General features: G+C 73.9%; 15 protein-coding genes and 1 pseudogene. 7 read left to right on the top strand and 9 right to left on the bottom strand.

Going from position 1 to position 25,468, the window contains the following annotated elements; translation table 11 throughout:
- From AC07C1_RS01805 to paaA, 5 genes and pseudogenes are all read right to left on the bottom strand, one after another.
- Positions 1-204: pseudogene (locus AC07C1_RS01805) on the bottom strand (hypothetical protein); the annotation flags it as partial.
- An 8-nt stretch (positions 205-212) separates the two neighbouring features.
- Positions 213-746, bottom strand: a complete 534-nt coding sequence (gene paaD / locus AC07C1_RS01800; protein WP_478936222.1) for a 1,2-phenylacetyl-CoA epoxidase subunit PaaD — start codon at positions 744-746, stop codon at positions 213-215.
- A complete protein-coding gene (gene paaC / locus AC07C1_RS01795) occupies positions 743-1,471 on the bottom strand; it encodes a 1,2-phenylacetyl-CoA epoxidase subunit PaaC (protein WP_478936572.1) in 729 nt (242 codons plus the stop codon). Before paaC ends, paaD begins: the two co-directional genes overlap by 4 nt.
- A gap of 55 nt (positions 1,472-1,526) precedes the next feature.
- The gene (gene paaB, locus AC07C1_RS01790) at positions 1,527-1,838 is read right to left on the bottom strand and encodes a 1,2-phenylacetyl-CoA epoxidase subunit PaaB (RefSeq protein ID WP_478936221.1); all 312 of its coding nucleotides are present in this window, start codon (positions 1,836-1,838) and stop codon (positions 1,527-1,529) included.
- The gene (gene paaA, locus AC07C1_RS01785) at positions 1,835-2,989 is read right to left on the bottom strand and encodes a 1,2-phenylacetyl-CoA epoxidase subunit PaaA (protein ID WP_478936220.1); all 1,155 of its coding nucleotides are present in this window, start codon (positions 2,987-2,989) and stop codon (positions 1,835-1,837) included. Before paaA ends, paaB begins: the two co-directional genes overlap by 4 nt.
- Before the next feature lie 319 nt (positions 2,990-3,308).
- Here paaA and AC07C1_RS01780 point away from each other — a divergent pair, with 319 nt between their 5' ends.
- Genes AC07C1_RS01780 through AC07C1_RS01770 form a run of 3 tightly spaced genes read left to right on the top strand, consistent with a single transcriptional unit; the run spans position 3,309 to position 5,809 of the window.
- Complete coding sequence (locus AC07C1_RS01780; RefSeq protein ID WP_478936219.1) at positions 3,309-3,563, top strand: acyl carrier protein; 255 nt, start codon at positions 3,309-3,311, stop codon at positions 3,561-3,563.
- On the top strand, positions 3,563-5,041 hold the full coding sequence (locus AC07C1_RS01775; RefSeq protein WP_478936217.1) for a class I adenylate-forming enzyme family protein: 1,479 nt from the start codon (positions 3,563-3,565) through the stop codon (positions 5,039-5,041). The genes AC07C1_RS01780 and AC07C1_RS01775 overlap by 1 nt, the downstream gene beginning before the upstream one ends.
- Positions 5,042-5,044: 3 nt before the next feature.
- Positions 5,045-5,809, top strand: a complete 765-nt coding sequence (locus tag AC07C1_RS01770) for a 4'-phosphopantetheinyl transferase family protein (RefSeq protein WP_478936216.1) — start codon at positions 5,045-5,047, stop codon at positions 5,807-5,809.
- Positions 5,810-6,000: 191 nt separating this feature from the next.
- Here AC07C1_RS01770 and ccrA read toward each other — a convergent pair whose 3' ends face one another.
- From ccrA to AC07C1_RS01755, 3 genes are read right to left on the bottom strand one after another with little or no spacing between them, the layout of a single operon-like run.
- On the bottom strand, positions 6,001-7,230 hold the full coding sequence (gene ccrA / locus AC07C1_RS01765) for a crotonyl-CoA carboxylase/reductase (RefSeq protein ID WP_478936570.1): 1,230 nt from the start codon (positions 7,228-7,230) through the stop codon (positions 6,001-6,003).
- Entirely contained in the window at positions 7,227-11,126 is a 3,900-nt protein-coding gene (locus tag AC07C1_RS01760; protein WP_478936214.1) for a type I polyketide synthase, read from the bottom strand. The genes ccrA and AC07C1_RS01760 overlap by 4 nt, the downstream gene beginning before the upstream one ends.
- Positions 11,119-19,860: an amino acid adenylation domain-containing protein gene (locus AC07C1_RS01755; protein WP_478936212.1), complete on the bottom strand. Its 8,742-nt coding sequence runs from the start codon at positions 19,858-19,860 to the stop codon at positions 11,119-11,121. Before AC07C1_RS01755 ends, AC07C1_RS01760 begins: the two co-directional genes overlap by 8 nt.
- Positions 19,861-20,283: 423 nt before the next feature.
- On the opposite strand from AC07C1_RS01755, the gene AC07C1_RS01750 reads away from it, so the two are divergent.
- Both AC07C1_RS01750 and AC07C1_RS01745 read left to right on the top strand, forming a co-directional pair.
- The gene (locus AC07C1_RS01750; protein WP_478936211.1) at positions 20,284-21,582 is read left to right on the top strand and encodes a phthiocerol/phthiodiolone dimycocerosyl transferase family protein; all 1,299 of its coding nucleotides are present in this window, start codon (positions 20,284-20,286) and stop codon (positions 21,580-21,582) included.
- Between the two features lie 56 nt (positions 21,583-21,638).
- The gene (locus tag AC07C1_RS01745; protein ID WP_478936210.1) at positions 21,639-22,157 is read left to right on the top strand and encodes an RNA polymerase sigma factor; all 519 of its coding nucleotides are present in this window, start codon (positions 21,639-21,641) and stop codon (positions 22,155-22,157) included.
- Positions 22,158-22,447: 290 nt separating this feature from the next.
- On the opposite strand, the gene AC07C1_RS01740 is transcribed toward AC07C1_RS01745, so the two are convergent.
- On the bottom strand, positions 22,448-23,128 hold the full coding sequence (locus AC07C1_RS01740; RefSeq protein ID WP_478936209.1) for a helix-turn-helix domain-containing protein: 681 nt from the start codon (positions 23,126-23,128) through the stop codon (positions 22,448-22,450).
- Positions 23,129-23,708: 580 nt separating this feature from the next.
- On the opposite strand from AC07C1_RS01740, the gene AC07C1_RS01735 reads away from it, so the two are divergent.
- Complete coding sequence (locus tag AC07C1_RS01735; protein ID WP_478936208.1) at positions 23,709-24,956, top strand: helix-turn-helix domain-containing protein; 1,248 nt, start codon at positions 23,709-23,711, stop codon at positions 24,954-24,956.
- A 259-nt stretch (positions 24,957-25,215) separates the two neighbouring features.
- Positions 25,216-25,440, top strand: coding sequence for a hypothetical protein (locus AC07C1_RS01730; protein ID WP_478936207.1), 225 nt, complete (start codon positions 25,216-25,218; stop codon positions 25,438-25,440).
- Positions 25,441-25,468: the final 28 nt, after the last annotated feature.

Below are 25,468 nucleotides of genomic sequence, written 5' to 3'. Positions count from 1 at the left end.
GGCGGTGGACCGGCGTTCGGTGAAGCCGGGGTCGGTGGACCGGCGTTCGGTGAAGCCGGGGTCGGTGGACCGGCGTTCGGTGAAGCCGGGGTCGGTGGACCGGCGTTCGGTGAAGCCGGGGTCGATGGACCGGCGTTCGGTGAAGCCGGGGTCGTCCGCGAGTGGGGGCGGGTTGCCGTCGGGTGTGGCGGTGGCGGGGTTCACGCGGGGCCTCATAGTGCGGTCAGGTGGGGGAACAGCTCGTGGCAGGCCGTGCACCGCAGCATCGACTGGCAGCGGGAGGGCCCGAACACGCTGTGCGGCCGGGTGGCGCGGGAACCGCAGTGCGGGCAGGGCACCCCGGCGAGCTGGAGGAGGACCGGACCGTCCCCCGACGCCGGCCGGGGCGGGGCGATGCCGTGCGCGGCGAGCTTGGCCCGGCCGGCCGCCGTGATGCGGTCCGTCGTCCACGCCGGTGAGAGCACCTGCCGTACCCGGCCGTCCGGGTGGCCGCCGGCCGCGAGGACCTCCTCGATCGCGGCCACCATGGCCGGCAGCGCGGGGCAGCCCAGGTAGGTGGGGGTGATGTCCACTTCGAGCACTCCGTCGGCGCCGGGGGCGACCGAGCCGATGACACCGAGGTCACCGAGACCGATCATCGGCAGTTCGGGGTCCGGCAGGGCGTCCACCAGCGCCCGGATCTCCTGCGCCGTGCGCGCGGTACGGCCCGGGTCGGGCCGCGGCGCCGGGGCCGTACGGCCGCTCACCAGGTGCCTCCCGGGAACTGGCGGTGCACCGACTGCAGTTCGGCGACGAGGGATGCGAACTCCTCGGTGTGCAGCCCCGCGCGTCCGCCCCGGGCCTGCCAGCGGGGGGTGGGCACGGCGAGTCCGGCACGCTCGATGACCTCGGCCGTCCGCCGCTCCCACAGCGGGCGCAGCGGGGCCGGTGAGGGCACCGTGCCCGCCGTCACCAGACGGCGGACCACCTCGTCCTCCTCGAAGAGTTCCGCCGTGTAGGGCCACACCCGGTCCAGGCCCTGCTGCATGCGGCGGGTGCTCTCGGGTGTGCCGAGGCCCAGCCGTTCGGTCCAGGTGTCGGCGTGCAGCCGGTGGAAGGCGACCTCCTTGGCGGCCCGCTGCCCGAACGCGGCCAGTTCGGGATCCGCGCAGCCGCCCAGCGCCTCGTAGTACAGGACGGCGTAGTGGGTGTAGGCGAGCTGCCGGGCGACGGTCGCCGCGAAGTCCCCGTTCGTCAGCTCGGTCAGCAGCGCGTTGGTGAACTCGCGATCGGACCGGGTGAAGGCGAAGTCGTCCTCGCCGCGGGCCGTGCCGTCGACGCGTCCGGCCAGGGTGAGCAGTGTTCGTGCCTGGCCGATGAGGTCGAGGGCGATGTTGGACAGCGCCAGGTCCTCCTCGATGGCCGGCGCCCGTGTGATCCACTGGCACAGCCGCTGTCCGAGGACGAGGGCGTCGTCGCCGAGGCGGAGCAGGTGTACGCCGAGGTGGGCGTCGACACGGACGTCCGCGGCGGTGCGGAGTGCCGGGTCAGTGGTCGTGGTCACCGTCGGGGCCTTTCTCGGTCAGCGGCGCGAACTGCTGCGGGTACCGGTAGGGCTTGTGCCGGGCGCCCGCGAAGTACGGGTCGCGTTCGTCCGGGGAGGTGGTGTGCACGGCGTCCGAGCGGACCACCCACAGCGACAGCGGGTCGCCCCGGCGGGTGTACAGGTCACGGGCCCTGAGCAGGGCCGTGTCGGCGTCCGGGGCGCGCACCGAGCCCACGTGCTGGTGGGCGAGGCCGCGGCGGGGCCGCAGGAAGACCTCCCAGGACGCGGGGGCGCCCTCGCTCTGCCGGTTCATGCGTGCTCCTCCGTCCGGCCGGGACCGCTGGTGCCGGCCGCCCCGGCGACGGGCGGTTCACCGGGGTTCTGGGCGGGGGGCGCCGTACCGGCGTCCTGGGCGGCCGGCAGGCCGGCGGTGACGGGCGCGCCGGGCAGTTCACCGGCCTCCGCCCGGGCGGCGTACGCGGCGGCGGCCTCCCGTACCCAGGCGCCCTCCTCGTGCGCCGTGCGCCGGTGTGCGATGCGCTCCCTCGACCAGTGGGTGTCGTCGCCGAGGGCCTGCCGGTAGACGTCCCAGTCGACCGGCGTGAAGTCGTAGTGGCCGCGTTCCCCGTTCCATCGGATCGCCGGGTCCGGCAGTGTCAGGCCGAGGCGTTCGGCCTGCGGGACGCAGCTGTCGACGAAGCGCTGGCGCAGTTCGTCGTTGGTGTGGCGTTTGATGCCCCAGGCCATGGCGCGGCGGGAGACCGACGCACCGAGCGCCGTCGTCCGGGCGTCGCCGCCGCCCGCCTCCGTGTCGGGCGGCCCGAACATCAGCGCGACGGCCGGCAGCCACCAGCGGTTCACCGCGTCCTGGGCCATCGCCTTCTGCTCCGGTGTGCCTTCGCACAGGGCGCGCATCAGGTCGTAGCCCTGGCGCACGTGGAAGGCCTCCTCCTGGCAGACCCGGCGCATCGCCCGCGCGTACGGCCCGTAGGACGTCCGGCACAGCGGCGCCTGGTTGATGACGGCCGCACCGTCCGTCAGCCAGGCGATGGCGCCGGTGTCCGCCCAGGTCAGCGCGGGGTGGTTGAAGGTCGCCGAGGCGCGTTGCTGTCCCCGGTGCAGGGCGTCGAGCAACTCCGCCCGGTCCACGCCGAGGGTCTCCGCGGCGGAGTACAGGTACAGGCCGTGTCCGGCCTCGTCCTGCACCTTGGCGAGGAGCACGGACTTGCGGTGCAGGGACGGCGCCCGGGTGAGCCAGGCGCCTTCCGGCTGCATGCCGATGATCTCGGAGTGGGCGTGCTGAGCGATCTGACGGATCATCATGCGCCGATAGCCGTCGGGCATCCAGTCTCGCGGTTCGACCGTCTCCCCCGCGGCGATCAGCCCGTCGAAACGGCCGGGCAACTCCTCCTGCCCCGGCTCACCCTGCCGGGCGGCAGGGAGGCCGGTCCGCTGCGCGCTCATGCACCGCCTCCCCGGCCGGTCTCCGCCGTGACCGGGACGCGGGCGCCCTCGGCCCTCATTCCTCGCCTGGGCACTGGCATCACTCCTTCGGCGTTCTCCGGGCGTCCTGGCGCCACACGTCCGGCGGGCGGGGCGCAGCCTCCGTCTCGTAAAGAGGCCGCGCGACGCGTCCGCTATCCCCCGACGTCCGCCGGGGGGTGCGTGACAAAGGTCACGGGCGGCACGGGGATAGCGGTCCGGCGGCACAGCCTCTTGTTCGGGTGACAGGTGACAGACACGACCCGCCCGGCGCTCGGCTCGCCGTGCGAAAGGGGAAACCATGAGCACCATCAGGGAGTTGCTGGTCGAACTCACCGGCACCGAGGAGTTCGCCGACCAGGAGCGGGTCGGCGACGATGCCGACCTCGCCGCGAGCGGTATCGACTCCGGGGACCTGGTGCGTCTCGTTCTGCTGGTCGAGCAGCGGGCCGGCGTGGAGATCACCGCCGACGACATGGAGAAGCTGCACACGATCGCCGACTACGAGCGTTTCGTCTCGGAGCGTTCCGCGACCGAAGCCGGCGGCGGTGCGTGATGTGGCTGACGCAGCTGCTGGAACGCAACCGGCAGTGCTGGCCGGAGCGGACGGCCCTGGTCGACGAGCGGCGCGCGGTCACCTGGTCGGAGTTCCACGACCGCACGCTCCAGCTGGCCCGTGGCCTGGCCGACCTGGGCATCGAGCACGGTGACCGGGTCGCCGTCCTGTCCAAGGACCGCATCGAGGTCCTGGAGACCTACTTCGCACTCGCCCGGCTGGGCGCGCTGTTCGTCCCGCTGAACCACAGCCTGGCCGTGCCCGAGGTCGCCGGGATCGTCGAACGGGTCGGCGCGGTGGCCGTACTCGGGGAGTCCGAGCTGCTGGACCGGCACCCGGAGCTTCCGGCGTCGGTACGGATCAGGATGTCGTTCGACAAGCCGGCGTTCGAGGCGCTGGGCACCATGGCCGCCGATCGGACGCTGCCCGCGGTGGCCGACACCGATCCGGTCGCCGTACTGCACACCTCGGCCACCACCGGGCAGGCCAAGGGGGTCACGGTCGACAGCGCCTCGTTCCGCGCCATCGCCCTGGGCTGGCTGGTCATGGCCCGGCCCACCGACGACATCGTCATGGTCAACTGCTGTCCGCTGTACCACGGAAGCATGGTGGTGTCGCTCACCTACATGGCGGCGGGCGCCACGATCGTGCTCATGCCCGGCTTCGTCCCGCAGCGCGCGCTGGCCGCGGTGGAGCGGCATCGCGCGACGCACATGTGGATGGTCCCGCAGATGCTGCGGTTCATGCTGCAGGCCAAGGGCGCGGACCGGGCCGATCTGTCCACGCTGCGGGAGGTCCTGTACGGCGCCGCCCCCATGCCCCTGGACGTGTACGAGGAGGCCGTCCGGCGACTCGGCTGCGGCTTCCGCCAGGTCTACGGCATGACCGAGGTGGGCGGGCCCTTCGTCACCCTCGGCCCGGACGAGCACCCCGCCCCGGGGGACATCACGGCGCGCATCGCCTGCGGGCGGGTGGTCCCCGGTATGTCCGCCCGCGCGGTCGACTCGGCGGGCGGCGAGGTTCCGCGCGGAGAGATCGGCGAGATCGTCGTACGGGGGCCGGGCGTCATGCAGGGGTACTGGAACGACCCCGAGGCCACCCGGGAGATCGACCTCGACGGGTGGGTCAGGACCGGGGATCTGGGGTTCCTCGACGAGGCGGGGCGCATCCACCTGGTGGACCGCTCCAAGGACGTCATCATCCGGGCCGGTCAGAACGTCTACCCCTCGGAGATCGAGCGTGCCCTGATGTCCCATCCGGCGGTGCGGGACGCCGCGGTCGTCGGCATTCCCGACGAGGACTACGGCGAGGTGCCGCTCGCGTACGTGATGGCCGAGCCGGGCACCACGGCGGCTGACTTGCTCGCGCATGTCACGCAGCGGCTCGCGCCCTACAAACGGCCCCGGCGGGTGGAGTTCATCGAGCAGGTGCCCAGGAACCCCGCCGGGAAGATCATCAAGAAGCTGCTGCGGGCCTGACCGGTGTCCGGTACACCGACGGCGTCCACGATCGCCACGACTGTTCCGTCAGCCCTGGACCAGCCCGGCCACCGCTCCGCCCCGGTGGCCGGGCTCGGCATGCTCGTCGTCGCCCGAGTGCGCACGCTGCGGCGGGAGTTGGCGGCGGCGGGGCTCGGTGCGGGAGTCGCCGTCGGCACCGAGCCGCGGCTCGCACCCGCCGGGCCGGGCGAGGCGGCCGCGGTCGCGTCGATGCCGTCGTACCGCCGCGCCGAGTTCCTGGCCGGCCGGCTCGCCGCGCGCCGTGCGCTGCGGGAGGTGGGGCTGGACTGCGGGGAGATACCGCGCGACGGCCGCCTGCCGCTGTTTCCTCCCGGGCGGGCGGCATCGATCTCGCACAGCGCGGGCGTCGCGGTCGCCGTTGCCCGAACGCCGGGCCGGGACACCCCGCTCGGCTGTGATCTGGAACTGCGACCGCTTCCCGCCGCCGCGGCCCGGCTGGTGCTGGGCGGGGACGAGGAACACCTGCTGAGCACCGAGGGGCCGCAGGCCGCGCCGTGGTCGGTCACGTCACTGTTCTCCGCGAAGGAAGCGGCCTGGAAGGCCCTGCACACGAGTCGGGAGCCGCTGCCCCGTGGGGTGTTGCGGGGGCTGCGCGACCTGCGGGCCTCGCCGGACGGGGACGGGCTGCGCATCGAGGTGCGGACGGACGCGGCACGCGCCGTGCACGTCCGCGTGGTCGAGGCCGGACCGGGCGTCTTCAGCGCGGTCCTCGGCCGGACCCGCTGAGGTCGGCGCCGGCCGCGCCCCACCACCGTGCACACAGACCCGTCGCCGACAGCCGGCCGCGCCCACTCAGCCAGTCCCCCTTTCCGCGCCCGGGCCGACCGCTGGACCGTCGTGTCCCGCCGGGCCGCCCCTCCGCCCGCGCCCGGGCCGGGGCCGGCGGTGTGGGCCGCCGGCCCGGCCCGGGCGGTCCGCTACTGCGGCGCGTTGACCAGCACCGCCATGTTTCCCGCCGGATGGCGGTTGTCATGGATGAGCTGGTGCGCCAGGCCGATCTCCTCGAACGTGAACGTCCGTGACAGGCACGGGTCGACGACTCCCCGGTCGATCAGCCGCGTCACCTCACGGGCCTCACGGGCACTCGCCACGTGCGAGCCCTGCAGGCGCTTCTGCCGCATCCACAGGAAACGCAGGTCCACGTCGCCGTTGTAGCCGGTGGTGCCGCCGCAGATGACGACCATGCCCGCGTTGTCGCACAGGTACATGGACGTGGGAATGGTGTCGGCGCCCGAGTGCTCCAGCACGATGCGCGGGCTACGGCGCTCGCCGAGCACCTCCCAGAAGCGCCGCCCGAAGGCGCGCGCCCCGGCCAGCCAGCGGCTCATGGCCGCCTCGTCCGAGGTGTCCGGCATCCGGCCCCAGTGGTCGAACTCGCGCCGGTCGATCCACCCCTGGGCGCCCAGCTGCACGCAGAACTCGCCGCGCTCCTCGCTGGAGACGACCGCGACCGGGATGCCGCCGACGTGCCGGACGAGCTGGATGGCGATGCTGCCGAGGCCGCCGGCGCCGCCCCAGATCAGGACGGGGTCGCCGGGGCGTACCGTGTGCGGCTCCCAGCCGAACAGCTGGCGGTAGGCGGTGGCCGCCGTGGCCATGTAGCAGGCGGCCGCCGCCCAGGACAGCCGGGCGGGCTTGGGGTGGCACATGTAGTCGTCGACGATCGCGAACTGGGCGAAGGAGCCGTAGTTCTCCTCGTATCCCCACACCCGCTGGGTGGAGGAGGCGGCCGGGTCGCCGCCGAGGCGGATGTCCTCGGCCGCCTCCTCCCAGCGGCTGGCGAGGACCACGACCTCGTCGCCCAGCCGTACGCCGCGCACGTCCTCGCCCACGGCCCATACGATGCCGGACAGATCGGAGCCGCCGATGTGGAAGTCCTCGGTGGCGCCGGCCTTCTGCCGGGCCGCGATCACGTCGAGCGGTTTGCCCAGCGCCGCCCAGACGTTGTTGTAGTTGACGCCGGCCGCCATCACCTTGACCAGCACCTGTCCGCGCCGTACCGGGGGCACGTCGACGACCTCCGTGCGGAAGGCGTCGACGGGCTGCCCGTAGCGTTCGCGGCGGATGAGCGAGGCGTACATCTTCCGGGGCACGGTGCCGAGTTCGGGCGCGTCACCGAGTTCGTAGAGGTCCTGGGTCGCGGTCACGGGCATACGGGGTCTCCTGGACGGTCGGGGCCCCCAGGGGGCGGCGGGACGCGTACGGCTGCGGCGGGCCGTTCGGCGGCCGGGCGCAGAGCCTCGGCGACGGCGGCGCCGATCAGCGCGATGGGCTCGGGTTCGGTCATCTCGTAGTGTCCGCAGGGCACGGGGTGGTGGCGCAGGGTTCCGGTGACGTGCGGTCGCCAGGCGTCGGCCTTGCCGGGCAGGACGGCGATATCGCCGGGGAAGTCCGTGGCGTGCTCCTCCCCGGCACTGAAGAACAGGACGTCTCCGTGGAAGACGCCGGGCTCGAACTCGGGGGCGATGCGCAGGTTGTTGCGCATGACCTCGGCGATGGCCTCCGCCTCGGCGCGGGTGACGGGCGAACTCGCCGGATCCGCCCTCAGGTTCGCCTCGATGCGGTCCAACACGGCTGTCACATGCGGTGGTTCGGCCGCACCCGGCTCCACCGTCAGGCCGGCCACCCGCGTCAGCAGGGCCGCGACCTGGCGTTCGGCCGCGGTGGCGTCGTACCCGGTGCCGTGGGGCTGCGGGGCGTCCAGCATCGCCAGCAGTTCCACCCGCTCGCCCCGCTCCTGCAGGGCGCACGCCATCGCGTGGGCCACGAAACCGCCGTACGACCAGCCCAGGAACCGGTACGGGCCGTGTGGCTGCACCTCGCGGACGAGGTCGACGTAGGAGGCGACCATGGTGGCCGCGTCCGGCGCGGGCGGCCGGGTGCCGTCGAGCCCGGCGGCCTGGATGCCGTAGACCGGCTGGTCGCCGCCGAGGTGGGGCAGCAGGCCGGTGTACCGCCAGGAGACGCCGGCGCCGGGGTGGAGGCAGAACAGCGGTGTGGCGCCGCCCTCGGGACGCAGCGGCAGCAGCGGTCCGAGCGCGTTCGCGCCGCCGCCCGCGGGCCGGTCGGCGGTGCCGTCGGTGGCCGCGAGGGCGCCCGCGACGGTGGGCGCGGCGAGCAGCGTCGCGGCGGCTACGTCGAGCACGCCGGCCTGGCGGAGACGGCCCGCCAGCAGGACGGCGCGCATGGAGTCGCCGCCCAGGTCGAAGAAGTTGTCGTGCACGCCGATGCCGCCGATGCCGAGGGTCTCCTCCCAGAGCCGGGTGACCGCTCGTTCGCGTTCGGTGCGCGGGGGCACGTGCTCGGTCGTCAGCCGGGGCCGCGGACCGAGGGTCGGCCCGGTGCCGGCCGCGTCCTCGGTGTCCGGCGCGCCGGGATCGGTGCGGGCGCCGGGGGTGTCGAGCCAGTGGCGGTGCCGTTCGAAGGCGTACGGGGGCAGTGGCACCGGCCGGGGCGTGCCCGGGACCGGCGGGAGCGTGCTGTCCACGCCCGCGCTCCACAGCCGTCCCAGCGCCTCGGCGAGGACGAAGCCGTCGGAGGCGTCGGCCTTGGCGTGCCGCATGGTGGTCACCGTCACCGGTGTCTCGGGCGCCAGTTGGGCCGCGGCCAGCTTGGTCAGGGTGTCCGCGGGGCCTATCTCCACCAGGATGGGGCGTCCGCGCTGCCACACCGCCGTGATGCCGTCGGCGAACCGCACGGTGTCCCGGGTGTGGTCGAGCCAGTGCCGGACCGAGGTCGCCTGGGCGTCGGTGATCCAGGTACCGGTGACGTTGGTGACGAACGGGATCCGCGGCGGGCGCAGGGTGACGCCGCGCAGGTGCTTCTCGTATGTCTCCAGCACCGGGTCCAGGACGTGGGAGTGGGCGGCGGCCGGGATGCGCAGCCGGCGGAACGGTATGTCCCGGCAGGCCAGTTCGGCCTCGAAGCGCGCGACGGCGTCCTCGTACCCGGCGACGGTGCAGGCGGCCGGGCCGTTCGCCGCGGCCAGGGACAGGCCGGCGTCCAGCAGCGGCAGCACGTCCTCGGCCGGCGCCGCCACTCCGACGGTCGCGCCGCCCGCGGAGCTGATCAGCCGGATCCGTTCGGTGACCAGCGGCAGCATGTCCTCCAGGTCGATGACCCCGGCCAGGCAGGCCGCCGTGTACTCGCCGAGCGAGTGGCCGATCAGCGCGTCCGGGCGCACGCCACCCGCCATGAGGGTCCGGGCGAGGGCGTACTCGGTCACCACCAGGCCCAGGAAGGCGCTGGTGCTGTCGGGGTGCCCGTCGCGGAGCAGGGTGGTGCGCAGGTCGGTGCCCAGGACGGGGCGCAGGATCCGCGCGCAGGTGTCGACGGTGTCGCGGTAGACGTCGTGCTCCCGGTACAGCTCCGCGCCCATGCCGGGGTACTGGGTGCCGCCGCCCGGCAGCAGGAACGCCACCCGCGCGGGCTCGTCCGGCACGGGCGGGGTGGAGGGCACGGCGGTGCGCAGCGACGCCAGGGCCTCGTCGCGGGAGGCGGCGGTCACCGTCAGGCGGTGGCGCAGCGCGGGCCGGGCGGTGCGCAGGGAGTGCGCGACGTCGTCCAGGCGCAGGCCCGGCCGGCGTTCCAGGTGGCGGGCGAGCGCCTCGGCCTGGCCGCGCAGGGCGCCGGCGGTACGCGCGGACAGCGGCAGCACCAGGCGGCTGCCGTCCTCGGACGCGCGCGGCGGGATGGGTGCGGGGGCCGGCGCTTCCTCCAGGATCAGGTGCGCGTTGGTGCCGCCGATGCCGAACGCGCTGACCGCGGCCCGCCTCGGGTGGCCGGCGGCGGGCCAGTCCTCCAGCACGGTGGGCACCCGGAAGGGGCCCGCGGCGAAATCGATCAGCGGGTTGGGCCGGTGGAAGTGGAGGCTGGGCGGGATCTGCCGGTGTTCCAGGGCGAGAACGGCCTTGATGAGCCCGGCGATTCCGGCAGCCGCCCCCAGGTGGCCGATGTTGGTCTTCACCGAGCCCAGGGCGCAGTGGCCCCGCCGCCGGGTCGACTGCTGGAACGCGTCGGTGAGCGCGGCCACCTCGATGGGGTCACCGAGCCGGGTGGCGGTGCCGTGGGCCTCGACCAGGCCGATGGTGCCGGCGTCGACCATGGCCTGGGCCTGCGCCGCGAGGATGACCTCGGCCTGCCCGGCGGCACTGGGCGCGCTGAAGCCGACCTTGCGGCGGCCGTCGTTGTTGACGGCGCTGCCGCGGACGACGGCGCGGATGTGGTCGCCGTCGGCCAGGGCGTCCTCCAGGCGTTTGAGGACGACGGCGCCGACGCCGTCACCGGACGAGGTGCCGGCGGCGTCCGCGGCGAACGCGCGGCAGTGGCCGTCGGGTGAGAAAGGCCCGTCGGGTACGTAGCGGTAGCCGAGGAGGGCGGAGGGGTTGAGGGAGACGGCGGCGGCGAGGGCGGTGTCGCAGCGGTAGTCGAGGAGGTCCTGGCAGGCGGTGTGGACCGCGACGAGCGCGGTGGAGCAGGCGGTCTGCAGCGACACGCTCGGTCCGGTCAGGCCCAGCTCGTACGAGACCCGGGTGGCCAGCGTGCCGAGGGAGTTGGCGGTGGCGGCGTGCACCAGTTCCACCGATCCGGGTTGTCCCGCGTACCGCGGATGCACATGGGCGGGGTAGTAGCGGCTGTCACCACTGCCCGCGTACACGCCGAAGGTGCCGTTCTCGGCGGCGCCTCCGAGGCAGCCGGCGTCCTCCAGGGCGTGGTAGGCCGTCTCGAGCAGCAGTCGCTGCTGGGGGTCGACGACGGCCGCTTCGGCGGGCGTGTAGCCGAAGAAGCCGGAGTCGAAGCGGTCGATGCCCTCTACGACCGAGGCCATGCGGATCAGCGACGGGTCCTCGAGGTCGCGCGGGTCGCCGCCGGCGGCCAGGAACTCCTCGTCGGTGACGGGCCGTACGGACTCGCGTCCGGCGGCCAGGTTGTCCCAGAAGGCGTCAAGGTCGTCGGCGCCGGGGAACCGGCCCGCCATGCCGATCACGGCGACAGCGGGCGCCTGTTCGTCCGGTGCGTCCTGCGGTGCGGTGGTCTCATGCATGACCTCGGCCCTTTCCGTGCCGTGCGGAGCGGCGGGCCCGGGCCGCACGCTGTCGCTCTGCCTGTTCCTTGGCGCGGTCCAGTCCGCTCGGCGGGGCCCCCACGCCGTCGGGCGCGCTCTCCGGATCGGCCGCGCCCGGTGCGGCCGCCGTCTCGGGGCCGGTCAGGGCCACGAGGTGGCGGGCCAGGTCGCGCACGGTGGGGTGCGCGAACAGGTCGACCACCGACAGGTCGCAGCCGAAGGCCTGGTTGACGGCGTTCTGCGCGGTGATCAGGAGCAGTGAATTCCCGCCCAGGTCGAAGAAGTTCTCGTCCCGGCCCACCCGGTCGCGGCCCAGGACACCGCGCCACAGCTCGGTGAGCCTGTCCTCCAGGCCGAGGAGCCGTTCCTCCGCGTCCGAGGCGGCCGCCGGCTGCTCGGCGCTGCCGGCGGCGCGCAGGACCCAGGGGGCGCTGCCGGTGGCGTCGGCCGCCGCCCGGTACAGCGCGCCGAGGTCGGCTCCCTCCTCCAGCGAGACGCGTCCGGCCAACCGCCGCACCTGCCGGGCGGGTTCGAGGACGTGGCTGCCGACCCAGGGGGCGGTGCGGTCGGCGCCGATCAGCAGGTGGGGCTCGTCCAGGGTGCGGGCGAGGTCGAAGGAGCGCAGTGCGGCGGCGGTGTCCAGCACCCGGTAGCCGCGTGCCTCGGTGAGCGCGGCGAGCCGGTAGCCGCTGCTCATGCCGCGTTCCTGCCACATGCTCCAGGCCAGGCTCTGGGCGGCCAGGCCGAGGGCGCGGCGGTGCAGGGCGAGCGCGTCGAGGTAGGCGTTGGCCGCGGCGTAGGCGGTGTTCATGGCGCCGCCGAAGTAGCCGTTCACCGAGGAGAACAGGACGAACGAGGCGACCGGGTGGTCCGCGGTCACCCGGTGCAGGGTCCAGGCGCCGCGCGCCTTGGCGTCCAGGGCCTCGCGCCACGCGGCGGTGTCCAGTTCGCCGACGGGCCGCTCGACGAGGGCGCCGGCCAGGTGCAGTACCGACACCAGGGGCGCGCCCCACGCCTCGCCGGCCGCGTCGACGGCCGCCCTCACCTGTGCCTCGTCGGTGACGTCGGCGCATGCGTACCGTACGTCGCCGAGGTCCCGCAGCCGCCGGTACGCCTCGATGCGGGCGGCCTCGTGGGTCCCGTCGGCGAGGTGCCGCTCCCAGGTGTCCTCGGCGGGCAGCGGTGTGCGGCCGAGCAGCAGCAGCCGGGTGCCGGGCGTCTGCAGGAGGTGGGCGGCGAGTGCGGTGCCGACCCCGCCCAGTCCCCCGCTGATCAGGTGATAGCCCTCGGCGGTGGGCGGCTGTGCCCGGGCCGCCGGTTCGGGCGCCGGGGCCAGCCGACGGACGTGCCGCTGTCCGCCGCGGTGGGCGACCTCCGTGTCGACGGGGGTGTGCGCGGCTTCGGCCTTCAGCAGGGGGACGAGGTCGTCGGCGTGCGGTACGGGCTCGCCGTCGGCGCCCGCTTCCAGGTCGAGGTGAACGCAGCGCAGCCGGCCCGACTCCTGCTGGAGTGACTTCAGGATCGCGCCGGCGAGGGCCTGGGCCGGGGCGGGCCGGTCGTCGCCGGTGACCGCCTGGGCGCCCGCGGTCACGTACAGCAGCTCGGTCGGGTGGGGTGTGCCGGGCCGGGTGGTGAGGGCCCGGGCGAGCGCCGGCAGACAGGCGGCACCGGCCTGGTCGGGGGACGTCTCGTCGCCCCTGCCGGTGTGCAGCGCACCGAGGAGGACGACGGCGTCTGCCGGTCGGCCGTCGGTGTCCAGGGAGCGCAGCAGCGCCGCGTGGTCGGTGTCCTCGGCGGGCCGGATCCGGTAGTGGGCGGCGTCCAGCCGTTCGTACGACGCTCCGTCCGTGACCACGGTGCACAGGCCGCCGTCGGCGCGCAGGGAACGGGCCAGGCGTTCGGCGAGGTCGTGGCCCCTGGGGTCGGTGCCGGCCAGGACGAGGGTGTGCCGGCCGGCCGCCACGGTACGCGGGTGGTGCCGTTCGGCCCGCTGCCAGACGGGCCGCAGGAACCAGTCGGGCACGGTGGCGGCGGTGCCCAGCAGCAGCTCGGTCTCGCGGACGGCGTCGTCGAAGTCGCCCGCTTCGAAGCTCTTGCGCAGCTTGGTCCGCTGGATCTTGCCGATCTCGGTCTTCGGGATGTCGCCGGTGCCGACCGGGATCAGGAAGGCGGGGCTGACCCCGGTCTCCCGGGTCACCTTGCCGGCGATCTCCCGCAGCGCGGTGGCGCGGTCGATTCCGGGGGCGAGATGGAAGAACAGGGCGAGTTCGTCGGTCGTCGCCGAGGGGTGGGAGCGGACCGCGCAGGCCGCGGTGAAGCTGCGGACGACGCTGGGGAGTTCCTCGACGCAGGCCTCGATCTCGTGGCTGTAGTGGTTGACGCCGTTGACGATGATGACGTCCTTGGCGCGGCCGGTGATGTACAGCTCGCCGTCGCGCAGGAACGCCAGGTCTCCGGTGTCGAACCAGCCGTCGTCGGTGAACGCCTCCGCGTTGGCGGCCGGGTTGTCGTGGTAGCCGCCGGTCACGGAGGTGCCGCGGACCTGGAGGCGGCCGACGTCGCCCTCGGTGAGCGGGGTGGTGTCGTCGCCGACGATCCGCATGGCGAAGCCGGGGTAGGGCAGGCCGCAGCTGACGAAGGTCTCGTCGGTGTCCGGCGACTGCGCGGGCAGCACCGCGTCGGTGACCACCGAGCAGGTCTCCGACATGCCCCAGCCGGGGTGCATCACGTCCTGCGGCAGCCCGAAGGGCTCGAGGGCGTGCAGGAAGCCGCGGGCGGCGGCGGCCACGACGACCTCGCCGGCGTTCATCACCAGCCGCATCGGGGTCAGGTCCCAGTCCCGGTCCCGGAAGCGGTGGGCCTGTTCGGCGAGCAGTCCGAAGGCGAAGTTGGGTGCCCAGGTGACGGTGACCCGGTGCCGGTGGGCGAGGTCCATCCAGCGCAGCGGGTCCTGGAGGATCCAGGAGGTGGGTGCGTGGATCTGGCGGCAGCCCAGGTACACGTCGCGCAGGTGGAACATGACCACGCCGGTGACATGGTCGAGCGGGATCCAGTTCAGGGTGGCGTCCCGTTCGCCGAGTCCGTTCATGGCCTCGGTGGCGGCGGACCGGGTCAGCACGTTGCGGTGGGTCAGCCGCACGGCCTTGGGCAGACCGGTGCTGCCGGAGGTCATGAGCATGAGGATGGGGTCGTCCGGCCGAGCGGCGTACCAGTCGCGGTCCTCGGGTGCCTCCCTGAGCGCGTCGGCCGTCGTGAGCCGCAGGCCGGGCCAGTTCTGGCGGTCCGCCAGGTCGCGCAGGCCGGCTTCGAGTCCGGGCGAGCACACGACCCAGGGCCGGCCGAGCATCCGCCAGATGCCCTCCAGCTTGGTCAGCGCCGCCGAGGACGTGCCGTAGGAGGCGGGCACGGTCAGCGGGACGGCGACGAATCCGCCGAGGACGCAGCCCCACAGCACGGCCAGGAAGTCCTCACTGGCGTCGCACTGGAGGATCACCTGGTCGCCGGGGCGCAGCCCGGCCCGCCTGAGCCCGCCCAGGACCCGGGAGGCCTCGGGGATGAGGGACGCGTAGGTGCGCCGGGTCTCGTTGCCGTCGGGGTGGACGTGCACGATGTCGCCCTGGGCGCGTTCGGCGGCGCGTACCAGGGCCTGCGCCCAGCCGGACACGGACGGTTCGGTCAGTTCCGGGCCCTCGCTCAGGGCCGGTTTCGTGCCTGCCGCCCTGCGGGGGTTCGTGCCGGGCGCGGGCTCGGTGGTGCGGCGCGGGGGCCCGGCGAGCCGGCGACCCAGCTCCTGCGGGGCGTTCTCGACGACGACCTCCGCCGCGGCCACGCCGGGGATGCGGGTCAGGTGCCGGCGCCAGGTCTCCGCGGCGGCCCGGTCGACCGGGGGCAGGGCGTCGAGGGCGGCCGTGTCGAGCGCGCCGTCGGTGGTGCGGGGCAGCGTGCCGACCGCGGTGACGCGGACGGTGCCGGCGCCGGTGCGGTCCAGGAGCCGTTCGACGCCCTCGGTGGCGTCCGCGCGGCCCGGCACCACGAACAGCCGGGGCGGGCCGCCGTCGGCTGCGGGCAGGGCGACGGCGTCGCGGATGCCGGGCACGGACAGTGCGGTGTCCGCCGGCCCGGCGGCGTCGGGCCCGCCCGCCTCGGCCGGAGTGCGGGGGTCCGGCGCCGGAAGCTCGGCGAGCCGCACGTCCGGGTCGGCGCACACGGTGTGCAGCAGGCGGCCGAGGGCGCGGGCGAACTCCTGTGCCGTGGCGGCGGCGTACAGATCGGTGGCGTACTCGATGTGCAGGTCGAGGCCGTCCGGGGTGCCGTCCGGGGTGTGCCGTTCGAGGACGTCGACGAAGAGGTCGAACTTGGCGGTGCCGGTGGCGGTGGGCCGCAGCGGCGCCTGCCGTCCTTCGAGGCGGAGCACGGCGGGCTCGTTGTTCTGCAGGGCCAGCATGACCTGGAAGAGCGGGTGGCGGCCGGGCAGCCGGGGCGGGTTGAGTTCCTCCACCAGCCGGTCGAAGGGCAGCTCCTGGTGGTCCAGGGCGGCCAGATCGCTCAGGCGCACCCGGGCCAGCAGGTCCCGGAAGGACGGATCGCCGGAGGTGTCGGCGCGCAGCACCAGGGTGTTGGTGACCAGGCCGATCAGGTCGTCCAGGCCGGGTTCCGAACGGCCGGCGACGGGGGTGCCGAGGACGATGTCCTCGCCGGCGCCGCAGCGGGTGAGCAGGGCGCTGACGGCGGCGTGCAGCACCATGAAGACGCTGGCGCCCTCGCGCTCGGCGAGGCCGGCGAGGCCCTGGTGGAGGGCCGCGTCCACGTGCCGCGTGACGTGCGCGCCACCGCGCGGTGTGGTGGGCCGCGGCCGGTCGCCGGGCAGGGTGCACTCCTCGGGCAGACCGGCGAGTGCCTCGCGCCAGTGTGCCGTGAGCCGCTCGGCGAGCCCCGTGCCGTCCGGTGCGGGGGCGAGCAGGGCACGCTGCCAGAGCGCGTAGTCGGCGTACTGCGCCGGCAGGGCGTGCCATGCCGGGGCGGTGCCCGCGCGGCGCGCCGCGTAGGCCGTGCTCAGGTCGTCGGCGAGAGGACGCAGCGACCAGCCGTCGGCCGCGCTGTGGTGCAGCACGAGCAGCAGCGTCCGGTCTTCGCCGGTCCCGAACAGCCAGGCCCGCAGGGGGCTTTCGGCGGTCAGGTCGAAGCGGTGCCGGCCCGCGGCGGCGACGTGCGCGTCGATCTCGTCGGGCGGGCAGTCGACCCAGCGCAGCCCGGGGCGCAGCTCGCCGGGCGGCAGGATGCGCTGGTACGGCACGCCGTCGTGCTCGGCGAACACCGTGCGCAGGCTCTCGTGCCGGTCGGCGAGGTCGCCGAGCGCGGCGCGCAGCGCTTCGGTGTCCGCGGCCGGACCGAGCGGCACGCGCAGCGGGATGTTGTACGTGGCCGCGGAGTCGTCGAGCCGGTTCAGGAACCACATGCGTTCCTGGGCGTACGACAGCGGAACGCGCTCCGGGCGGCCGGCCGCGCCGAGGACGGGGCGCCCGGGGCCGGTGCCGGGCCGGTCGTCGAGCAGCTGGGCGAGGGCGGCGGGTGTGGGTCCCTCGAACAGGGCGGTGATGGGCACCTCGGCGCCGGTCTCCTGCCGCAGGCGGGCGAGCAGCCGGGTGGCGAGGAGCGAGTCGCCGCCCAGGTCGAAGAAGTTGGCGTCCACGCCGACCGTGTCCCGGGGCAGCTTCAGCACGTCCTCGACCAGGCCGCACACCAGCGTCTGCCCGGCGCTGACGGGACGTGCGCCCGCCGCGGCCCCGGTGAAGTCCGGCGCGGGCAGGGCGTCGGTGTCGAGCTTGCCGTTGGCGGTCAGCGGAAGCGCGTCGACGGGCACACAGGCCGCCGGGACCATGTGCTCGGGCAGGTGGGCGGCGGCGTGGGCGCGCAGCTCGGCGGGGCCCGGGGCCCGGTCGCCGGCGGCCACGGTGTAGGCGACGAGCTGCTGGGCGCCGTTGCCGGCGCGGCGTACCACGACGACGGCCCGGGAGATCCCCGGGTGCCGGGCGAGGACGGCCTCGATCTCACCGGGTTCGACCCGGAAACCGCGCAGCTGCACCTGCTGGTCGGCCCGGCCGAGGTATTCGAGGCCGCCGTCGGCGCGGCGCCGGGCCCGGTCACCTGAGCGGTACATGCGGCTACCCGGTGGGCCGAAGGGGTCGTCGAGGAACCGCTCGGCGGTCAGCTCGGGGCGGTGCAGATAGCCGGCGGCCACACCCGCGCCGGCGACGTACATCTCGCCGACGGCGCCCGGCGGAACGGGCCGGGCGGCACCGTCCAGCAGGTACACCCTGAGGTCGGCCAGGGGGGTGCCGATGACGCTGCCGCGGCGCGGGTCCTCCAGGTCGGCGCGGGTGAGGCGGTGGTGGGTGACGTGGACGGTGGTCTCGGTGATGCCGTACATGTTCACCAGGGCCGGGCGGTCGAGGCCGTGCCGGGCCGCCCACGGGCGCAGCCGCTCCGGGCGCAGTTCCTCCCCGCCGAAGACCACGTAGCGCAGCGCGCCCGCCGAGGAGCCGGTGGGCTCCGCCTCGTCGGCGTCCATCAGCTGCTCGAAGGCGGACGGCGTCTGGTTGAGGACGGTCACGCCGTCGTCGTGCAGGAGCCGCAGGAAGTCCCGGGGGGTGCGGCTGACGGCGTACGGTACGACGACGAGCCGGCCACCGTGCAGGAGGGCGCCCCAGATCTCCCACACGGAGAAGTCGAAGGCGTAGGAGTGGAACAGCGTCCAGACGTCGTCGTCGCCGAAGTCGAAGTGCTCGGCGGCGGCGGTGAAGAGCCGGACGACGTTCGCGTGCGGGACGGGCACGCCCTTGGGCCGGCCGGTGGAGCCGGACGTGTGGATGATGTAGGCGATGTCCGCGGGACTCGTCGGGCCCGTGCGGTCGGCGTCGGTCAGAGCGCCGGCCGGCCGTGCGGCGAGGTCGGCCGCGACGGCGGGGTCGTCGAGGAAGACGGCGGGGACATCGTCGCGGAGGTGCTCGCCGGCGCCGGTCTCGGTGACGAGGAGGACGGGGGCCGCGTCGGCCATGACCAGGCGCAGGCGCTCGGTGGGGTGGCCGGGATCCAGGGGCAGGTAGGCGGCGCCGGTCTTGAGGACCGCCAGCAGCGCGGGTACCAGCCGCAGTCCCCGGTGCAGCGCCAGTGCCACCACCCGGCCCGGTCCCGCGCCGCGCTCGGCCAGCAGCCGGGCCAGCCGGTTGGCCTCGGCGTCGAGTTCGCCGTAGGTGAGCCGTTCACCCGCGTAGGTGACCGCGACCCGGTCGGGTTGGATGTGCGCCTGGCGCTCGAACAGCTCGGTGAGCGTGGCGGTGACGGGGAATGTGCGCCCCTGCAGGTCCCGCGGGTGCTCGCCGGGGAGCAGCAGGTCCAGCTCACCGAGCGGGGTGGTGGGCGCGGTCCGTGCGAGGTGCCGCAGCAGGGTCAGGAACCGGTCGCGGTGGAGGGCGAGTTCGTCCTCGTCGTACAGGGCCGGGTTGGCGTCGAAGGCCAGCCAGAGTCCGCCGGGCCGGGTGCCGGGGCGCACGCTGATCTGCAGGTCGTCGACGGCGCCACCGGACAGGTGGTGCCAGGTGGCCGCGGAGCCGGCGAAGTCGAGGTCCTCGGTGAACGGCACGATGTTCAGCACCGGCCCGTGCAACCGACGACCGGTACCCAGCAGTCCCAGGTCGCGGCGGATGAACTCGCCGCGGTACTGCTGGTGGCGGCGCAGCGCGGCGAGTTCCGCGGCCACCGTGCGCGCGAAGTCGGCGACGGGGGTGGCGGGATCGGCGGCCACGCGCAACGGCAGGACGTCGGAGGTGGTGCCCGGGGTGCGCAGGGCGGCGCTGCCGAGCCGGCTCATCGTGGCCATGCCCAGGACGAGGTCGTCGGCGCCGGTCATCCGGTGCAGGTAGGCGGCGACCGCGGCGGTGAGCAGGTCGGTGCGCGTGACGTCGAGGCGCTTGGCCGCGGCGGACAGGGCCTCCGCGCCGGGGGCGTCCAGCTCGGCGGTGCGGCGCAGGAACGGGGCGTGCGGCGGGGCCGTACGGCCGGTGAGCCGGGCCGGCTCCGGCAGCGCGGCCAGCCGGTCCGTCCAGTGCTCGCGGTCGCGGGCGCAGCGTTCGGAGGCGAGGTAGGCCGCCTCCTCGGCCTGGAGCCGGCTCACGGGTGCGAAGCCGGAGGGGCCGGGCTCGCGGCCCTCGGCCAGCGCGTTGTAGGTGTCGGCGAGGCGGCGGCCGAGGAGCTTGTAGCTGTAGCCGTCGAGCAGGATGTGATGGGCCCTCAGCAGCCAGATGTGCCGGTCGGCGGCGAGGGTGAGGAGGGTGTGCGCGAACAGCGGGCCCTTGTCGGTGTCCACGGGGGTCGCGAGGTCGGCGTGGATCCACTCCCAGGCCGCGTCCTCCGGGTCGGCGGCGTCGCTGACGTCCACCCGGTGCAGCGGCCAGTCGTCCGCGTCCGCGGCCGGATGGCAGCGGGGGCCGTCGTCCGTGTCGAGGAAGCGCAGCGCGAAGGTGCCGGCCTCACCGACGGTGCGGCGCAGCGCGGTCTCGAACAGGCCCACGTCGACGGGGCCGTGGATCTCCACCGCCTCCGCGGTGTTGTACGCGGCACTGTCGGGTGCCAGCCGCTGCGCGTACCACAGGCCCTCCTGGGCTCCGGACAGCGGTCGACGTTCGTCCTCGGGGAGTGACTCCTCGTGGAGTGACATAGCACAACCCTCACGTGGCAAGCCGTAATTGTCCCGGCCGGGACAGAGCCCGACCGGTCGGACAGGGGTGCGACCTGGGCCCACGGGGCGGGAACGGTCGCTGCCGAGGGCGCGGCCCATCGCGGCGCGCCGCCGGTTCACGAGGCCCTCACGGTGGGTCAGTGACGGACGGGCGGTCAAGCCCGGCCCGGCCCTCGGAGAGGAATTCAGGTGTTTCCCTGAAGAACGAGGGCGCCGGGATAGCGGCGGGAGCGACAAGCTTTAGGGAAATTACGCGAGTTTCCCCACGGGCTTCCCGTCGAGTGGATTCGCACCGGCCCGGCAATGCAATGTCGAGGGGACGTCGAGCAGATCCCCGCGGTGTTGACGACGGGTCAGTGAACGCGGGTCGAGGAATGGGCGGACGGAATGAGGGCCGAGGTCATGCACCGTGCGTTGTGTCCGGTGGAGACGCTGTACGTCGGGCAGCGGAGCAGAGCGGTGCTCTCCAGCAGCTTGCGGGGCCGTGTCGACGTCGGGGCGCTGTCGGCGGCGTTCGACTCGGTCACCCGGGCACACCCGTCACTGCGGTCCCGGATCGTGCCGGACGGGGAAGGCTTCGCGCTGCGTCTGCTGGCGGAGGCCGAGCGGCCGCGGCTGACCACGCGGACCGGTACGGAGGACGAGGCCTACCCGGCCGAACTGAACGCTCCGCTGCCGGTCGGCGGTCCGCTGAGCCGGGCGGTCCTGGTCAGCACGCCGGACGGCGACCGTCACCTGTTCGTTCTCTCGGTGGACCACACCATCACGGACGGGCACAGCAGCATCGCGCTGCACAACGACCTCTGGGACCGCTACCGGACCCTGGTCGAGGGCGGGGCGGAGCCAGGCGACGCGGCCGGGAGCCGGACGCCCGACTGGGCCGAGCCCGTCAGCCGGCTGCTGCCGGCCGCCGACCCGGCGGAGGCCGCCGGGTACCGGGAGCAGCGCATCGAGGAGGTGCGACGGCACCCGGTGGAGCTGGTTCCCTACGACGTACCGGATCCAGCCGCCGTGGCGGGCCGGATCGAGGTGCCCCGGCTGACGCTCGACCAGGACCGCACCGCCCGGCTGCGCAGCGCCGCGCGTCGGGCGGGCGTGTCGGTCCACGCGCTGGTCAGTGCGGCACTCCTGTCGACGGCACGCCGGCGCCTCCCCGGCGACGAGCCCCGCATCCTTGGCTGCCTCTCCCCCGTCGACCTGCGGTCCCGGCTGTCACCGCCGCTGCCCGCGCTCGTCATGGTGCCCGCCGTCACCACGCATCTGCAGACGCTGGACGTCGCCCCGGAGACGGACGACGTCGCGCTGGCCCGGACGGTGCACGCCCGGCTGAGCGGCTTCGTCTCCGGAGCGGGCCCGTTGCACGAGCTGCGGATGACCCCCGAATTCCCACGCGATCCGGCTTTGCAGCTGGCGACGGTGATCGCCACGAACATGGGCGTCGTGCCCGGCCCGCGGTTGCCGCAGGGGCTGACGGCCACCGATGTGCGGCTGGTGCCGGCCCGTGAGCAGTACTTCCCGCAAGCGGGCCGCAGTCCCGTGATGGCCTGCGTCGTCTCGTTCGAGGGGCGGCTCGCCATCGAGTTCCCGCACTTCACGGCCTGCTTCAGCCCGGCCTTCGTACGCGCCTTCCGCGACGAGGTCCACGAGGCGCTCGGCGCCCTCGCCGACACCGCCGAACCCGCCCCCGCGCAGGCGCGCTGAGCCCGGACCGCCCGGCTCACCGCACGCTATCGGCCACCGTAAGGAGGCTCCGCCACATGAGGACCGTGAGTGACATCCCCACTCCCCTGGCGCTGCTGCCCCGAGCACAGGCGGGTGACGAGCAGGCCATGAACCAGCTGCTGACCGGGATCACCCCCTACGTCGCCCGGCTCTGCCGGTCCATCACGTACGACGACGCCGCCGATGCCACTCAGGAGGCCCTTCTCGCCGTCTACCGCGGACTGCGCACCCTGCGCGAACCGAGCGCGTTCTACGGCTGGGTCCGGTCGGTGACGGTCCGCGAGGCCGTGCGGACCGCGAGGCGCACCGGTGAGGAGGGCACCTATCTGCGGGTCGAGTCCGGACAGGAGGCGAACCCCCTGGATGCCGTGCACATCTCCGACGTGCTGGACCGGCTCTCCACGTCCCACCGGCAGGTCCTCACCCTGCGCGCCTACGGACTCAACGAGGAGGAGATGGCCCAGGTACTCTCACTGCCGCTGGGAACGGTCCGGTCCCGGCTGCACCGCGCCCGCCTGCGGTTCCGTGAGGCCTGGCAGCCCTCGGCCGCCTAGCCGTGCCGTCCGCGACACCGGGAGGGCACCCACCATCCCGTTCCGGGACGCGCGGCAGCTCCCGGCCGGCTGGTGGTGCCGTCCAGGCACCGGGAAGACACCCGACTCCGGTCCCGGCAGGCGCGGCAGCTGGTGCCGTCCGCGACACCGGGAAGGCACCCACCATCCCGTTCCGGGGGGCCTGGGGACCACGGCCGCCTGGTCGTGCCGTCCACGGCGCCGGGAAGGGCGCCGACCGCGATGGCCGCCGGCGGACAGCTGGAACCGGCGGCCATCGCGGCGAGAGGGCCCTACTCGATGAAGTCCGGCAGCACCCGCGGGGGCCACTGCCCCGGCGCGAACAGGCCCATGGCATGGGCGCGCGCCACGAGGGCGGGACGGTTGGGCGCCTCGAACCGGCGCAGCAGGAGGCTCACCCGGTATTCGACCCCCTGACGACTCAAGTAGACGCGGCCGGCCAGCTGTACGGTCGACGCGCCCCCGGCCACACCTTCGAGGACGCGTGCGTCGAGTTCACTGAGGACCGGTTCGCCAGGACCTGGCGCATCCACCTCGCCGAGGGGGTGGAGCAGGATGACCAGTCCGGCCGGCCCGGCCGGGCCGGTGACCGCTGTGGCCGTCAGGACCGCGCAGAAGGCGCGGCCGGTCTCGTGCCGGCCGGTCACCCGCTCCGTGAACCAGCTCGCGCGGCCTTCGGAGAGGCCGGCGAACCGGTGCCGCAGGCGTGCGGACGAGCCCGCCTGGAGGAGATCGCACAGGTTCCGGCCGCATATCTCGCCGGGGCTCGAACCGAACTGCCCGGCGAATTCCGCTTCGGCGGCCGTGATGGACACGTCGGGGGACGCGTGGGCCGTGTAGATGCGGCGGCGCCTGCCGTCGGCGCCCGTGCGTCCGGCCCGGGAAACCGGACCGGCGTCTGACGTCGCGGCGGCGGTGGATGAGGCGGTAATGCAGGTGGTCAACACGGACATACCGTCTTTCCCTTTGCACATGGGGGGTGGTAACGCACCGCTCCGCTCGCGGCTGTCGGCGCGGGAAAGTGGAGCGGGCGCCTGGTCATACCGGATCGGCGGTCGGCCACGGCCGTCTGCTGTCGGGCAGAACAACGTTGTCAGCCCCTCCCCGCTGCCGCGGCCTCCGCCGGATGCCTCAGCCACCGGCTCCGTACGCACGACCGGCGAACTCCGAAGCGGGCCTTGAGGGACACGAGGAGCACGCGAGCCTCCGACGGACGAGGGGTGGATGCGCATCAGGTCGGCACCTTGGAGGCTAAGGCCGGACACGGGGGCTGGCAAGTGTTTGCCTGCCCGGGCAAGCCAATTGCCAACGCTTTTGGCCGAGAACATTTTCAGCCATCCGCGTTCGGCCGACCGGCGCAGCCGAAGGACAACGCACAGCTATAGCAGGGCAAATGACAGGGGAAATGTCTTCCACGTAACTGTGTTGCCCACCTTGCCAAGGCTCCCTAAAGTATGGGCAACTTCCGGACGCCGTCCCGGGAACACGGGACACGCAGGAGACTAAAAAGACCTCAGGGGATCAGAGGGCAAAATGCTTGAGCAGCCGTACTTCGGCCGACAGCTGAGGAAGCTCAGGCTGGAGCGGGGCCTGAGCCAGGCGGCGGTCGTCGGCGAAGGGATGTCCACGGGATACCTTTCACGCCTGGAGTCGGGCGAGCGTCGGCCCACCGAGCGCGCCATCAGCTATCTCGCCCAGCAACTCGGCGTCGATGTCAACGCGTTGACCGAGCCGCGCTCGAGCGGCTGTCTGAGCGAGGTACTCGCCGCCGTGACGTCGGCACCGCCCGGCACCGACAGCACCGAAGCCCTCCTCCAGGCGGTGGGAAACGATGAGCACGAGGACCCCGCCGGCCGCTGGCAGGCCCGGTGGCTGCTCGCCCTCATCAGCAACGGCGACGGAGACCACGAGCAGGAGCGCGGCCACCTTCTCGAACTGATCCGGCTGAGCGACCTGCTCGCGGCACCGGAACTCCGGGCGCGGTCACATGTCCAGTACGCGCGCTGCCTGTTCGCCCTGGGTGACACCCGGGCGGCGGAGCGTGCCGCCGTCACCGCGCTCGCCATCACACGCGCTGAGCATCTGCCCGTGGCGGACACCGTCGCCGCGCTGACGGTGCTGATCCGTGTCGAGACCGAGCTGGGCCGCCTCGACACGGCCGACCGTCATGTCAGGGAGCTGGAACGCGACTTGTTACCCGCCGCCGCTCCCCCGCAGGCGGCCGAGGCGCTGTGGACCGCGTCCGTGGTCAGCGACCGCCAGGGAGACCACGCCGCCGCCCGGTCCCGGCTCGAAGCCGCTCTCACCCTGCTGCGGGGCAGCGACGGCCTCACCCTGTGGACCCGGCTGCGTACGGCCGCGACGGCCGCCGCGCTCCAGATGTCACCTCCGCGCGTCGAAGCGGCCGAGCGGTGGCTGGGCGAGGCCGACATCGTCCTGCGACTGATCGGGACACCGCTCCAGTTGCAGGAACTGCACGCCTTGCGGGCCCATCTCGCCTTTCTCAAGGGAAGGTTGGACGACGCCCGGCATCTGTGCCACGCCCTGCTGTCCGGCCCGGAGCTCCGGCTGCCCTACGGGGACCGGGTCCGCCTGACCGTGCTCGCGGGTCGGCTGATGATCCTCGAAGGCCGGACCGACCAGGGAATCGCGGCCCTGCGCCGCCTGGGCCAGGAGGCGACGGACGCCGGCAACCTCGATCTGGCCACACACGTCTGGCAGTCCCTGGCCACGACACTGGCCGACGTACGCACCGCGGAGGTGGGGGGCGCGGTGCGGTAGCGAACGGCGCCGCGGTCCGACGGTTGCGCGGTTCCTCGTTGGCGCGGGGCGTATGTCCGGCTCCCCGCTCAAGCCGGAGGGGCACCGATGCCCGGCCGGGCGCACACCCCCTGACCAGGAAACACGCCGGAATCGAAAGGGCACGCATCGGTCGCCGCCCACGACCGGGCGTCACCCGAATGGCCCGCGCCGGACGGTGTGCGCCGCCCAGCTGGGATTCCCTGGTACGTGATACGGCATTCCTGCAAGGAGGCCCGTCATGTACGAGATGCGCCCCGGGCCCGACAAGCTCGGCACCACCGTGGTCTGGCACGTCACCTCCAAGAACGCACCCACCGCCCTGTGCGGCCAACCGCTCCTCGACGACACGGAAACCGGCCGACCGGAAAACGCACACCATTGCGCATCATGCATGGCCTCCTTCGCCCAGCACATGGGCGACCGCTCGAACCCAGCGACCGTCCAGGAAGAGGTCGCGACCTGACCTGCTCCAACGAGAGGCCCTACGAGCA

The organism is Streptomyces sp. NPDC045022 (genome assembly GCF_056432605.1).
The sequence above is the reverse complement of the archived record's forward strand: the minus strand, read 5'-3'. Positions and strand labels throughout refer to the sequence as shown.